Source organism: Glaciihabitans tibetensis, from assembly GCF_003003265.1.
In the GTDB taxonomy this organism is placed as follows: domain Bacteria; phylum Actinomycetota; class Actinomycetes; order Actinomycetales; family Microbacteriaceae; genus Glaciihabitans; species Glaciihabitans tibetensis.
In genome coordinates this window covers 197,905-210,439 of sequence record NZ_PVTL01000005.1, presented here as the reverse complement: position 1 = coordinate 210,439, position 12,535 = coordinate 197,905, and the positions used below count along the sequence as shown (strand labels likewise).

At 63.9% G+C, this 12,535-nt stretch carries 18 protein-coding genes; 9 read left to right on the top strand and 9 right to left on the bottom strand.

The annotated features are described in order from the left end of the window. The first annotated feature begins 83 nt into the window (after nucleotides 1-83). Nucleotides 84-305: a hypothetical protein gene (locus B0I08_RS10815; RefSeq protein WP_106212689.1), complete on the top strand. Its 222-nt coding sequence runs from the start codon at nucleotides 84-86 to the stop codon at nucleotides 303-305. Between the two features lie 133 nt (nucleotides 306-438). Here B0I08_RS10815 and B0I08_RS10810 read toward each other — a convergent pair whose 3' ends face one another. Further along, complete coding sequence (locus tag B0I08_RS10810) at nucleotides 439-690, bottom strand: hypothetical protein (protein WP_106212687.1); 252 nt, start codon at nucleotides 688-690, stop codon at nucleotides 439-441. 281 nt (nucleotides 691-971) lie between these two features. Here B0I08_RS10810 and B0I08_RS17795 point away from each other — a divergent pair, with 281 nt between their 5' ends. From B0I08_RS17795 to B0I08_RS10795, 3 genes are read left to right on the top strand one after another with little or no spacing between them, the layout of a single operon-like run. Then, complete coding sequence (locus B0I08_RS17795; RefSeq protein WP_106212685.1) at nucleotides 972-1,727, top strand: hypothetical protein; 756 nt, start codon at nucleotides 972-974, stop codon at nucleotides 1,725-1,727. Continuing rightward, a complete protein-coding gene (locus B0I08_RS10800; RefSeq protein ID WP_106212683.1) occupies nucleotides 1,724-2,140 on the top strand; it encodes a phage holin family protein in 417 nt (138 codons plus the stop codon). Before B0I08_RS17795 ends, B0I08_RS10800 begins: the two co-directional genes overlap by 4 nt. Next, complete coding sequence (locus B0I08_RS10795; RefSeq protein WP_106212681.1) at nucleotides 2,137-2,727, top strand: DUF3618 domain-containing protein; 591 nt, start codon at nucleotides 2,137-2,139, stop codon at nucleotides 2,725-2,727. Before B0I08_RS10800 ends, B0I08_RS10795 begins: the two co-directional genes overlap by 4 nt. Before the next feature lie 71 nt (nucleotides 2,728-2,798). Here the strand turns inward: B0I08_RS10795 and B0I08_RS10790 are convergent, their stop codons facing one another. Then, a complete protein-coding gene (locus B0I08_RS10790) occupies nucleotides 2,799-3,059 on the bottom strand; it encodes a zinc-ribbon domain-containing protein (protein ID WP_106212679.1) in 261 nt (86 codons plus the stop codon). 67 nt (nucleotides 3,060-3,126) lie between these two features. On the opposite strand from B0I08_RS10790, the gene B0I08_RS10785 reads away from it, so the two are divergent. After that, entirely contained in the window at nucleotides 3,127-4,107 is a 981-nt protein-coding gene (locus B0I08_RS10785; RefSeq protein WP_106212677.1) for a diacylglycerol/lipid kinase family protein, read from the top strand. Nucleotides 4,108-4,122: 15 nt separating this feature from the next. Here B0I08_RS10785 and B0I08_RS10780 read toward each other — a convergent pair whose 3' ends face one another. Next, nucleotides 4,123-5,532 carry a sensor domain-containing protein gene (locus tag B0I08_RS10780; protein WP_106212675.1) on the bottom strand — a complete coding sequence of 470 codons (1,410 nt, stop codon included), beginning with the start codon at nucleotides 5,530-5,532 and terminating at the stop codon, nucleotides 4,123-4,125. After that, nucleotides 5,532-6,350 (bottom strand): alpha/beta fold hydrolase, encoded by an 819-nt coding sequence (locus B0I08_RS10775; protein ID WP_106212673.1) that lies wholly within the window; start codon nucleotides 6,348-6,350, stop codon nucleotides 5,532-5,534. Before B0I08_RS10775 ends, B0I08_RS10780 begins: the two co-directional genes overlap by 1 nt. 133 nt (nucleotides 6,351-6,483) lie before the next feature. Between B0I08_RS10775 and B0I08_RS10770 the strand changes: the two genes are divergently transcribed. Further along, nucleotides 6,484-7,236, top strand: coding sequence for an EAL domain-containing protein (locus B0I08_RS10770; RefSeq protein ID WP_181243388.1), 753 nt, complete (start codon nucleotides 6,484-6,486; stop codon nucleotides 7,234-7,236). A gap of 8 nt (nucleotides 7,237-7,244) precedes the next feature. Here the strand turns inward: B0I08_RS10770 and B0I08_RS10765 are convergent, their stop codons facing one another. Then, nucleotides 7,245-7,553: a DUF7882 family protein gene (locus B0I08_RS10765; RefSeq protein WP_106212669.1), complete on the bottom strand. Its 309-nt coding sequence runs from the start codon at nucleotides 7,551-7,553 to the stop codon at nucleotides 7,245-7,247. Nucleotides 7,554-7,684: 131 nt separating this feature from the next. Between B0I08_RS10765 and B0I08_RS10760 the strand changes: the two genes are divergently transcribed. Continuing rightward, a complete protein-coding gene (locus tag B0I08_RS10760; protein ID WP_106212667.1) occupies nucleotides 7,685-7,945 on the top strand; it encodes a hypothetical protein in 261 nt (86 codons plus the stop codon). A 49-nt stretch (nucleotides 7,946-7,994) separates the two neighbouring features. On the opposite strand, the gene B0I08_RS10755 is transcribed toward B0I08_RS10760, so the two are convergent. After that, nucleotides 7,995-8,825 carry an EAL domain-containing protein gene (locus B0I08_RS10755; RefSeq protein WP_181243387.1) on the bottom strand — a complete coding sequence of 277 codons (831 nt, stop codon included), beginning with the start codon at nucleotides 8,823-8,825 and terminating at the stop codon, nucleotides 7,995-7,997. A gap of 214 nt (nucleotides 8,826-9,039) precedes the next feature. Here B0I08_RS10755 and B0I08_RS10750 point away from each other — a divergent pair, with 214 nt between their 5' ends. After that, nucleotides 9,040-9,879, top strand: a complete 840-nt coding sequence (locus tag B0I08_RS10750) for a serine/threonine-protein kinase (protein WP_106212665.1) — start codon at nucleotides 9,040-9,042, stop codon at nucleotides 9,877-9,879. Nucleotides 9,880-10,022: 143 nt separating this feature from the next. Further along, the gene (locus B0I08_RS10745; protein ID WP_146134389.1) at nucleotides 10,023-10,337 is read left to right on the top strand and encodes a hypothetical protein; all 315 of its coding nucleotides are present in this window, start codon (nucleotides 10,023-10,025) and stop codon (nucleotides 10,335-10,337) included. 241 nt (nucleotides 10,338-10,578) lie between these two features. Here B0I08_RS10745 and B0I08_RS10740 read toward each other — a convergent pair whose 3' ends face one another. From B0I08_RS10740 to B0I08_RS10730, 3 genes are all read right to left on the bottom strand, one after another. Then, nucleotides 10,579-11,049 carry a DUF6325 family protein gene (locus B0I08_RS10740; protein ID WP_106212661.1) on the bottom strand — a complete coding sequence of 157 codons (471 nt, stop codon included), beginning with the start codon at nucleotides 11,047-11,049 and terminating at the stop codon, nucleotides 10,579-10,581. A 142-nt stretch (nucleotides 11,050-11,191) separates the two neighbouring features. Next, nucleotides 11,192-11,665, bottom strand: a complete 474-nt coding sequence (locus B0I08_RS10735) for a PhzF family phenazine biosynthesis protein (RefSeq protein ID WP_245884754.1) — start codon at nucleotides 11,663-11,665, stop codon at nucleotides 11,192-11,194. Nucleotides 11,666-11,791: 126 nt separating this feature from the next. After that, the gene (locus B0I08_RS10730) at nucleotides 11,792-12,529 is read right to left on the bottom strand and encodes a potassium channel family protein (protein ID WP_106212659.1); all 738 of its coding nucleotides are present in this window, start codon (nucleotides 12,527-12,529) and stop codon (nucleotides 11,792-11,794) included. Nucleotides 12,530-12,535: the final 6 nt, after the last annotated feature.

The following is a 12,535-nucleotide window of genomic DNA, read 5'->3' as shown; positions in this document are numbered from 1 at the left end:
CGCGAATCGAGTGACTCTGTAAGTCTCCTGCGCGAGAGTTGGCCGATCGACCGCTCGCGTTTCGCGTGTGGCAGGCTGGAAATATGACTGACACCAGTGCAACTACGCCCGAGAACGCCGGTGACCCCCTGACGGATCCTGCTGCCAGCAAGCAGACCGTGACCAACGACGCGGTGGCGGGCGAGACGGTCGTGGACAACGGCAATTACGCCGGGCCCGCCGGATCAGAGCCCCTGGAGGCGGAGCCCGAGCTGCTCGACAACGAGCTCGCCGGGGAAGACATAGACCTCCGCGACTCCGAGTAGCAGGGAAACCGGGTAGTACCGACCTGGTCTTCGGTCACGCTCGGCACGTTTGGAGCATTTCTGGCGCGAGCCCGGACCACGCGATTGGTCGCCGCGCGAAGAGCGTGATGCAGGCCCGGGCAACGCGCCAGGCCTACGGTAACTTGCTCAGTGTTGTGGCGACCGCTTGGTCGTCCATCCCCGTATGGGCCTTGAGGAATGCGCTCACGGCGGATGGGTCACCAGCTCTGTACCCGTTGTATGCGCGCTCGGCTTCACGCGCAACCTGTGCAGTGAGCGTGCCCGTCAAACCAAGCTGGTCCGCGAGCTCCTGTGCGGTCTCGACGCCGAATGCAGCCCGAATCGTCGGCGGCAGCCGGTAGGAAGAGTACGGTCCAAGATCCACGGGGTCTCCAGTCGTTTGGCAGCGAACGCCGTTTCGGGCAATGGGCCGTTCAGGCTATGAGCCGTTCAGACGATGAGCCGTTTGGGCAATGAAGTGTACGCACGGCGACCTGAGCGGGAGCACGGAGTTCCCTCAGTGCGTCGGCACAACGCCGGTACGGTACCGCGCTTTCCTGAGATTGTCGCCCCCCAAGTTTGCGTCCTCCCGTGGTGAATGCTGATAACCGCACAGTGCAGCCATCTCCGCTGAATCCAGCGGCGAACATCACGAAAGGGCACAGAATGTCGAACATTTACCCCCCGACACCGGCGTCCGACGCGCCGTTTGGCACCCCAGCGTCATCGGGCACCACGGACACAGCGAAAGAGCAGGCGTCTCACGTCGCCAGCGACGCCGCGACTGCCGGCGAAAACGTCCTCGGCACGGCCAAGGAGCAGGCAGCAAGCGTTGCAGGCGAGGTCACGACCCAGGCCAAAGATCTTTTCAAGCAGACCCAGACCGAATTGCGCGAGCAGGCCGGTACCCAGCAGAAGCGGGTTGCCGGCGGACTGCGCTCGCTCAGCGACGAGCTCGGAACCATGGCGGAGAAGTCCGAGGGCGGTGGAGTTGCCGCTGACCTCGTGAAGCAGGTAGCGACCCGCGCCGGCGGAGTTGCGACGTGGCTCGACGATCGCGATCCCGGATCGCTGCTCGACGAGGTCAAGACCTTCGCGCGCACTCGCCCGGGCACCTTCATCGGCCTTGCCGCTGTCGCCGGCATCCTGGCGGGGCGCCTGACGCGTTCGCTCACCAGCGAGGCAGCGGACGAGAAGGCCGCCGCCGAGCACGCTGCCGCGTCAGCTCCGACCACGACGACCACGCCGGCATCCGCGTTTCCCACCGCGACTACCGGCGTGGTGTCGGCACCCACCGTTCCTCCCGTGGTGACACCGCCGGCGGCCGACGAGCTGTTTGCCGCTCCGCTGGGTCGCGACGTCGACGACGTTGAGGCCTCCCCGGTCGATGGCGATCCGTACTACCGGAACCCCCGCTCGTGAGTGATCCCACCACGCCAGCAGAGGCGAAAGCGGCATCCACCTCGCTCGGCGACCTCCTGGGAGAGGTCACTCGTGACATCTCGACGCTGATGCGGCAGGAAGTCGAACTCGCAAAGGCCGAGCTCAAGGAGTCTGCCGCGAAGGCGGGCAAGGGAGCCGGACTCGTCGGCGGCGCGGCCTACGCCGGGATGATGGCAGTGCTGTTTCTGTCCATCGCCCTGTGGTGGGGCCTCGGCCACCTGATCGACAACGGATGGTCTGCCGTGATCGTCGCCGCAATTTGGGCGATCATCGGCCTGATCCTTTACCGCAGCGGCCGCAAGTCGCTCAAGACCGTCGAGGGTGCGCCCCAGACCGTCGACTCATTGAAGAAAATCCCGGAAACGTTGAGAAAGAATGAGGAAAACCGATGACCAGTGACGCCGACCAGATCCGCGCCGACATCGAGCGCACCCGTGGCGACTTGGGCTCAAACGTTGATGCTCTCGCCGACAAGGTGACGCCGTCCAAGATCGTGCACCGCCAGACCGACAAGGTGAAGGACGCCCTCGGCTCCGTGAAGGACCAGGTTATGGGTGCCGCCTCCGACACCCGCGATCATGTGCGCGACGCGGCTTCCGCGGCTGCGGACGGCGTGAGCAACGTCGCCAGCTCCCCCGGAACCGCTGTCACCAAGGCGAAGGGCAGTCCCGTAGCGGTTGGGCTCATCGCCTTCGGTGTTGGACTTCTCGTGTCTTCGCTGATCCCGGCGAGCGACAAGGAGAAGCAGCTCGCAGCCTCGGTCAAGGATGCTGCCGAGCCCCTCGTCACCCAGGTGACGGATGCGGCGAAGGACATTGCCGGCAACCTCAAGGAGCCCGCGCAGCAGGCCGCCGCATCGGTGAAAGACACCGCCACGGATGCCGTTGATGCAGTGAAGTCAGACGCCTCCGCTGCGGCTGACGAGGTCAAAGACTCTGCCAAGCACGCCAAAGAAACGGTCCAGGACCAGAACTCCTAGCCTGAACCCAAAATCACCCGGTGGTGCCGGGCGCGAATGATGCGCCCGGCACCACCGCTGTTGTATCGCCGTTACGGCTGGGCAGCCTTGTTCGCCTGCGTCCACTCAAGCGAGTGCTTGGCCTGGTTTTTGGTCAGGTTCGTCGTACCGCCGCAGTGCGTGCAGGTATTGCTGTACGACGAAGACACGGTGAACAGCGGCACGAAGAACAGGGTGAATTTTGTCGCACGTTTCACTACCTGCTGCTCGGCTCTGACGCCGCAGTAGCCACACACGAACGTCACAACATTAATGAGCGCCTCGGCAGTGCGCGCTCCGAAAAGGAGAAACATGACTCACCTCACGGCTCAAGGGGGTTTTGACGGGCATCTCCCGGAGAGCGCACCTTACACTGACAAAATGACCGACACCAAGCTCCGCACCGCTGCCGTCATCTACAACCCCATCAAGGTCGACCTTGATGCCCTGCGCGAAGCCGTGAACTCGGAAGCTTCCGCCGCAGGCTGGGGAGAGAGCCTCTGGTTTGAGACGTCCGTGGAAGACGTGGGACAGGGCGTGACCGCCGAAGCGCTCAAGCAGGGCGTCGACCTCGTCATTGTTGCCGGGGGTGACGGCACCGTGCGTGCGGTTGTCGAGGGCGTTCGTGGACACGACGTAGCCGTCGCGCTCTTGCCCTCCGGCACCGGCAATCTTCTCGCGCGCAACCTGAAGATGACTCTGAACGACATGCCCGGGAGTGTGCGGGCCGCCTTCACGGGCGAAGACAAGGCCATTGATCTGGGAATGATCCGCATCGAGCGCGAAGACAAGTCTCGCGACGAGCACGCGTTTGTTGTGATGGCCGGTTTGGGCCTCGATGCGAAGATGATCTCTAACACCGACGAAGACCTGAAAAAGAAGGCCGGCTGGGCCGCCTACGTGAAGGCAATCGTCGCCTCGTTGCGCGACCCCGACGAGCTTCAGCTCCGCTTCCGGCTCGACGACGGTACCGCCAAGCGCGCGACCGTGCACACCCTCATCCTCGGCAATTGCGGCTCGCTTCCCGCGAACATTCTGTTGATGCCCGAAGCGGTGTTGGATGACGGGTTGTTCGACGTCATGATGACCCGACCCGGAGGCGTGCTCGGGTGGATCCGGGTGTGGGTGAAGGTCGCCTGGACCAACGGCATCGTTCGCCGCACCAAGGCGGGCAGAGCACTCGCGGGCGAGCACCAGAACGACGGCGATCTGCACTACGAAACCGGAACGAAGTTCACCGCCCGCTTCTCACGGCCCGAGGAGATCGAGCTCGACGGCGACGGATTCGGCAAAGCGGCGGCCTTCAAGGCGTGGATCGAGCCGAGCGCCCTGCGGGTTCGTATCCCCGCCGTGCGCCCCTAGTCACCAGGGCGCGAGCTACAGACGTGCGATCGTAGCGCGGTCGGAACCGCCGCGCTTCGACTCGTACATCGCTGCATCTGCGCGACGGATGAGGTAGTCGGTTGTTGTTGCGGCCGTCTCGCGTGTCACGTGCACCGCGACGCCGACGGATGCGGTGATGCTGAATCCCTCCGCCAACCCCGGCATCGGCAGCCGGACCTCGGCGAGGATGCGTTCGGCGATGCTGAGCGCCATCGTTTCGTCCGCGCCCTCGCAGATCACCACAAACTCGTCGCCGCCGAACCGCCCGACGATGTCGACCTCTCGCACGGTACTGCGCATGCGCTCTGCGACGGTCTGCAGCACCATGTCCCCTGCCCGGTGCCCGAGTTCGTCATTGATCAGCTTGAAACCGTCGAGATCGACAAAGATCAGCGCGATGGGCAGTTCGCTCCGCGCCGAGACCGCCATTGAGTGGGTGAGACGCTCATCGATGAGGTTGCGGTTGGCGAGCCCGGTCAGTTGGTCGTGCATCGCCATTTCACGCAGCGCCAGTTGCAGCCGCACACGCGAGAGCACGAGTGCCGCCTGCCTGACGAACGCGTGGTGCAGCGAGATCGCGTATTCGTCGAATTCCCGCGGCCGCCCGAACGTGGTCACCAAAACGCCGACTACGGTGTCGCCGTCCACGATCCTGATCGCAGTCAATGCCTCCGTGCGGATGGAACGGAGGATGTCGCCTGCGCGCGAGGAATCGGCGTACACCTCATCGAGACTCGAGATGATGATCATGCCGTCTTCCAGCGAGGGTAGCTGGGGCGATCGGGCGTCATTGAGTTCTCGCAGCGGCTCGCTGAGATGGGCGCCCGCCAGGAACACGGCATCGCCGGCGGCGTCGTACAGGACGACAGCGGCATCGGCCGCCGAGAACGCCTCGCAGGCGGCTTCGGCAAGAGCGACGGCGACGTCGGTCTCCGTGGTCGCCGCAAGGAACCGCGTGGATGCCTCCTGGAGGAGACGAACGCTTGTCTCGGATACCTCGGCCTGCCGCTTGGCTAGAAGCATCTCGCGCTCGTAGTCCTTGCGGCCGGTCGAATCGAACACCGCAAGGCGCACAAACGAGTTTTCGCCCACGTCTGCCTGCTCAAGCACCGAGTTCAACAGCACCGGCATCGCGGAGCCATCGGCCTTGATCAGGGTGAACGCAACCTCGCGAATCTCCTCCCGCGCCCAGAGTTCCGCCTGATATCGGGTCGCGTAGAAAACCTGGCTCCCCGGGTCTAACAGCTGGTGAAAGTCGCGACCCACCACATCGGATTCGGCGTAGCCGGTCCACTCCAGAAACGTCGCATTGACCGTGAGCACGAGGTCGTCAGGCGTCGTCAGGAGCAGGCCGCACGGGGCGTGATCGTACAGGTCATCGCTCGATGCCAGCGGGACATCCATCAATCAAGGAACGATCGAATGTGACCTGCGACTTCGTCAGGATCAGACAGGTTGGGAACGTGGCCCCGAGAGGTCATGACGACGAACGTGCTGCCCGCGATCTGCTCGGTGACGTACTGGCCAACGGCGAGCGGCGCGATCACGTCATCGGTCGACTGGAGCACGAGAGTTGGCACCACGACGTCGGCCAGATCGCGGCGGTTGTCAGAGAGGAAGGTCACTCGCGCGAAGTGGGCGGCGATCGCGGGATCCACGGTGCTGAAACTTGCGGTGAGATCCTCGCCCAGCTGTGGCCGGTCGGAGTTGCCCATAATCGTCGGCGCCATGACGGAGGACCAACCCAAATAGTTGGAATCCAGTGAATCCAGCATGTCGTCTATGGCGTCCTGCGTGAAGCCGCCCACGTAGTCCTCGTCGGCGACATACCTCGGCGACGGGCCAACCAGGACCAGCTTGCTGAACAATTCGGGTGATCGATTTGCGGCCAGAATGCCCATGATTCCGCTCACGCAGTGCCCGACGTAGACGACGTCGCGAAGACCGAGCTCGGTGATGATCTCCAGGATGTCGTCGGCATATCCGTGCAGCGAGTCATACTTGCCGCGGTCGTATGCACTCACGTCGGAGCCGCCGGAGCCCACGTGATCAAACACGACCACCAGGCAATCGTCGAGAAACGCGGGCGTAACAAGCTGCCAGGACTCCTGGCTTCCGCCGAATCCGTGGGCAAACAACACGGGCTGGCCGAGCGGGTTTCCGCTCACCTGCACGTTGTTGCGGTGGAGAGATATGCCAGCGTGAATGGGCGAAATGGGCATCTGTTCTCCAAATCTGTCCCTCGCCAAATTATATAGGCGCAGGAAATCTGATTACTCTGTTGTAACGTCATCGCGCTTTTCCCGGACCCCGATCAGCTCGACGATGACGTCCGACCGATCCGGAGAAACAACCGTGGACCTAGTACCGGATCTTTCTCAGGCGGTCGCGCGCGGTGAAATCATCGCGTACTTTCAGCCCCAGGTCGACGCCATCACCCGTCGAGTCGTTGCGGTCGAAGCCCTTGCGCGCTGGCGCCACCCCACCCTCGGCCTCATCCTGCCCGGCGTGTTCATCCCGCTCGCGGAGCAGTACGGTCTCATCGCCGACATCGGCAGTTTTATGATCGACGAGGGCTGCAGGTGTGCTGCGGAGTGGGACGATCGCGGGTTCGGCGTCCAGGTGGCCGTCAACGTCTCTGCGGCACAGCTGAGAACCCCGGCAATGCTCGACCATGTCGCGGTCAGGCTTCGGCAGCACGAGTTGCCCGCCGCTGCGCTCGTCATCGAGATCACCGAGTCTCTGCCGGTGATTGCGATTGCCGAAGTCTGCGACCGGCTGAATCGCATGCGCTCCATCGGGCTGGGGATCTCGGTGGATGATTACGGCACGGGCTTTTCGTCGATGTCCCAGCTCATGGCACTACCCGCCACCGAAGTGAAGATCGACAGGTCACGCGTACAGGGCGGTACCAGCTCGGATGCGTTCATCACCGAAGTCGTGGAGATGGCGCGCGATCGAGGGCTTCGCGTTGTTGCCGAGGGTGTGGAAACCGAGGAGCAGCTGCGCGTCGTACGGGAGCTAGGGGTGGACCGGGTTCAGGGCTACCTGTTCGGTCGGCCGCTGCCCGAACGGGACACCGTGCACCTGCTTGAGGCGCTCACGTAACGAGCGCTCTAGCGAAGAGACCGGGGCTCGGCCACTTCCGTGAGCTGCAGGCCAGACGCGCGGCCGGCGGCGAGAACCAGCATCTCAATCCACTCGCGGTTAACCGTCGGCGGGCGCGAACCCTCGTAAAAGAAGTGGATCGGCACACCGTTGTCAATCCAGAGCGCGTGACGGCCACTGCCGCGTTCCACAGGCTGGTTCCAGCTGAGGAAGAAATCCTCTTTGCGGCGCAGCTTCGTGCTGATGACGATCTGGAGATGGGTGAGGGTGCGGTCCTCGAAGTCGAACTCCTGGCCGTCGTAATAGAGAATTCCCACGGTACTGCCCCCTATTCCCGACCGGCTCGGTGCTGTAGCACCATACCGTGCCGGAACGCCCGCCCAGGGCGAGGTAGCCTGATAGCCGAGACATTTTCGCGCCAGCACCATTGGCAGGTAGGGGACAGACAATGATCGTGCATAGGCTGACCGTCGACGGGAAGGACTACTTCCTTCCCCACCCCGTAACGGAGTTGCGTGACCAGGTTCTCGCGGCGGTGAAGTCCGGGGGCGGCTACGTCAACATCCCGCCCCTGAAGTCCGGATCGGGTGTCGACATCCTGTTCTCCCCCGGGATGCCCGTGGTCTGGACGCAACTCGACGTAGGCGAACCGGAAGCTCACAACGATGCGGACAAAGACTCCGACATCGACCCAGACGACCTGATGTAATTCGCCGACCTGATGTCGGCGGACGACCTGATGTGATAACCCGGCCGGCTCAGGCCTCTGCGAGCCACCCGGTCAGGTAACGGTCGAATTTCGACAGGTTCATCGGGCGTCCGAGCAGGAACCCCTGGGCGCGCTCGCATCCCGCGCCGACCACGTACTCGTTTTGCTCAGAATTTTCAACCCCCTCCGCCACAACACGAAGTCCACGCTCGCGTGCGAGGTCGATTACCTCCGCGACCTGGGTGCGACTGTCCTCAGAATCGCCCTGCACAAGGGAACGATCGATCTTGACTTCGGTGACCGGGAGCGCACCCAGTTGGGTGGCTGATGAGTGGCCCGCTCCGTAGTCATCGAGCGATACACCGAGGCCGATCGCACGCATCGCGTTCAACTGGGCGGCCGCGAGGCCCAGGTCGACTATCTCGATTGTTTCGGTCACCTCAAGGGTGATTTTCTGCGGGTCGAGCGCGCCCGACTCAATCCGCGGGGCAAGGTAGTCGAGCACCCCCGTCGAAGTGAGTTGCGCCGGGGATACATTGATCGCAACCTCAAGGGAATGCCCGTTTTTACTGGTCTCTTCCAGAAAACTGCAGCTCTCTTCGAGCATAAATGCGCCCACCTCGTGGATAACATCGGACTGCTCCGCGATGGCAATGAACACTCCAGGCGAGACCATCCCCAACCGGGGATGCCACCATCGGCACAGGGCTTCTGCGGCCACGACGCGACCCGTCGCCAGATCGATCTGCGGCTGGAAGTAGGCGACCAGCTCGCCTCGCTCGGCGGCGCCGTCGAGGTCGGCCGCCAGATTCGCGTGCAGGCGAGACAGATCGCCGAGCGAACGCGGCGCAGCCGGGTCGCTGGGGTACGGATAATTCACGATTAGATCCTGTCTGACGCACTTTGGTTGGTCCCACACACAATGTTTCGCGCTGTGCAACGACTCGTCAACGCGCCTTGGGGCGCCCTGCGTAGCCTTATACTTCTCGTTGCAGCGCTCGCGAACGTCAAATTTTCTCGCGGCAAACGCTTCCACGCTCCCGCGATCCGAGAATCCGAGGGTCCATCGATCGCGTACTACCCGGGGGTTAGATATGAGCGACGCCCTGCAGCCACTGGACGCACCGCTGCTGCTCAACAGGTACCGTCCGCGGACCCTGCTCGCCCGCGGCGGAAGCGCACTCATCTACGAGGGCACTGACGAAACGCTCCAACGCGCGGTCGCCATCAAGGTGTTCCGCGCCGGGACGGATCTCGTGCAATACCGCGAGGAGCTCCGCGTTCTCGCCGGACTCAGCCACCACGGAATTGTGTCCATCGTCGACGCCGGCATCGACCTTTCGACCCCCGCCGACCCCCGCCCCTTTCTGGTCATGGAGCTCGTGCGCGGGCACACGATCCAGGAAACCCTGAGGCAAGGTTCCCTCCCTCTCCGCAAGGTGGGAGAGATCGGGTACGAAGTGGCGGAGGCGCTTGACTATGTACACAGCCAGGGCGTGATCCACCGCGACATCACTCCGTCGAACGTGATGCTGACGGATTACGGAACCGCCTCCGCGCGATCGCGCGCGCGCCTGACCGACTTCGGTATCGCCATCGGCACGGACTACATCCACGCCGCGGACGCGCAGGTCACGGGCACCGCTGCCTACCTCAGCCCGGAGCAGGTGAAGAACCAGTCGCTCACCCCCGCGACGGACATCTACTCCCTCGGCCTCGTCATGCTCGAGTGCCTCACCAACGTGGTCGCCTTCCCCGGCGCGGCAGTGCGGTCGGCCCTGCGACGCCTCAACCAGGATCCGCTCATTCCTAGGGAGGTCCCGCGCGAATGGCGGGGACTCATTGCGCACATGACCGAACAGGATCCGGCGCAGCGACCGAGCGCCGCCGAGACTGCGTCCGAGATCCGGGCGCTGCTGCGGAAACGTCGCTGACCTCACGGTTTGCCCCGCGGCATCCGCCTCACAACTTCAATGCTGTAACACGCTTCGGTCACATCGGCAACCCCCGATCTCACCTCGCCCCTGCTGTCAGCATTGGTCATTAGCAAGTACCGGCCAGCCGATGGGAGTGAGCGATGACTGCAGTGCTTGACGCTTGGTCGGATGTCTCGGTGTCGACGCCACTGTGGAGAAGTCCACAACCCGATCTCTGGGTCTCGTCTGCGCAGGGCGAGTACCAGGGAATGATTGAACATCTGGGCAAGCGCTTCGTTGCGGTCAACCGGCAGGGCAAGACCGTGGGCGAGTTCGATTCGCTCCCGCAGGCTCAGCGGGCCGTGGAGACGTGGTCTCCGCTGAACACCGACCTGCGTGAGGTCGTGTTGCTCAAAGCGATCGCGGCTGCCGCGCTGATGTGCTCGGCCATCGCCGGCTTCTCGTTGATCTTCTAAACTTTCGGTCTTCGGATCTTGGGGCCCCCGAGAATCTCGGGGACCCGTTCGTGAACCGGTTCCGTTTCGTTCCCCGGCTAGATGCGTCGGCGCCCTGGCGTGACCGCGGCTCCGACGACGGCTGCGCGCGCTACCGGTGAACGACCGGGGGTCACGGCTGCTCCGACGACGGCGGCCTTTGCGACAGGCCTGCGGACAACGCCGACCCGTCCAACTCGTGCTGGCCTCAATGGCATCTCCGTCACTTCCCTTTCTGCTCGGACGCGACGTCAGAAGCGGCATCCGCCTCGAGCGACGCGATAATGGCCTGCATTGGAATCCGCTCGCTCGCGATCAGCTGCCCGCCCGCGCGCCGGGCAGCCGATGCAAACGGCGCGGCCCACAAGTTTTCGTAGACGAGCACTCCCGCGACGCTTCCCGGATCCATGGCAGCGGCGAGGTTCTCGACGTCCTCCTCCGCGAGGAGTTCGGCGAGTTCGGCCTCAAGGCTCTGCAGCGGGCCCAGGTCGTCGGTGTCCGACAGCTCCAGCGCCTCGATGCTTCCGTCGGCGTCCTTCGCGAGAATGAGCATGTCGATCACTCGAATTGTCCCAGCGTCAACGAGCCGCACCAGCTCTTCCGCAATCTCCCCGGTGAAGCTGGATTCCCCGGCGGGGAACTCCACAATCAAGAAGTCGACAGGCCCCAAGGTGTCGAGAGAAGTGTCTGTCATCGTGCATCCCTTCGTCTGCTTCGATCGCGATAATCGAGGCTGTGGGCGCCACACTACGCGTCGCGTAAACGAAGCGGCAGGGCCTAGATTTCCGCCGAGGAGTGACCTCATTCGCTGTGCATCCGCTGCAGCGCGAGGGCGCTCAGGCGATCGGAACGGCGGTGCCGCTCACGACGATGCCGCCAGCCTCCGGAATGTCGCCGGTGAGCAGGCTGGGCCTTCCGACGTGGCGACCCTGGTGCACGATGACCCGCGCCGGGGCATCCACCACACCAAGGGCACGTACATATCCACCGAGGGATGCCGCGGCCGATCCGGTCGCGGGATCCTCGGTAATCGCGCCCACAGGGAAAAGATTGCGAGCCTCATACTCGTGCGCCGACACGGCGAACAGCACGCTGACGGTGCCTTTCCAGCCCTTCGCGTCCATCAGGGCACGCAGGGCAACGGGATCGAAGCGAAACGCGTCGAACACCGTACGGTCGCGAAGCACCAGAATCGGATGCCAGTTTCCTGCGTAGGAGAGCCGCACCGGGTAGCGCTCGTCAAGATCGAACGGCGCGAGTCCGAGCAATCCGAGGAGGTATTCCAAAACGGCGGCGTCGAGCGGCGCCACCTCGGGCTCGACGAGAATTAGCGCACCCGGGATCGGCGGTCATCGCCTTCGACGCCACGCTCGACCACGAAGGCGGTTTCCGCGTAACCGATGTCTGCGGCCAGACAAACACAAGACGTCGACGGTCTACTGGCCGCCATTGCGGCGGTTCACCTGGGCGACCCGCTCGGTGATCCAGGAAATGACCAGCGCCGACGCGGTGCCCACAATCGCGACGCCGCCGAACATGAGAATGACCGCGTAGATGCGTCCGGGCGTGGTGATCGGATAGGTGTCGCCGTACCCGACGGTCGCGAGTGTCACGCAGGCCCACCAGATCGCGAGACCGAAGTCGGTGATCGTGGCGCCGGGAGCGTTCCGCTCCACGTGAAGGGTCACGATGGCGATGAAATATACAAAAATCACCGAGTACGCGGCCGCGTAGGTGATCACCGCCGCTCGCACCGCCTTACCGGTTCTGCGCTGGAAGTACGGAACATTGCGCAGCAGCGCAACAACCCGCATCGCCCGGAACACGGGCACCAGCACCGACAGCAGATCGGGCACGTTCCTGCGCATGAAGTCTGCCCGTCCGCCTCGGCCGGACAGCCACCACCGCACCGCGTAGTCGGTGAAAAACGCCACCCACGCCGTCACGAGAACCACCCACACGGTCACGAGCACCCAGCGGGCAGGCGACTCGTTCAGTACAAGCACCGAGTAGGCGACGATAAACGCGAGACCAATCCCCACGAGCGGCACCGCGGTCGCCGCCTCCCACCGGTCGCGGCGGTCGCGGCGGTCGGTCCGGTCTCCCCGAGTCGTCTGATCGTCTCGATCAGGCCGATCGTGACGATCAGTGGTGGAGCCAGCGTGCGGTGCCACTGCAGG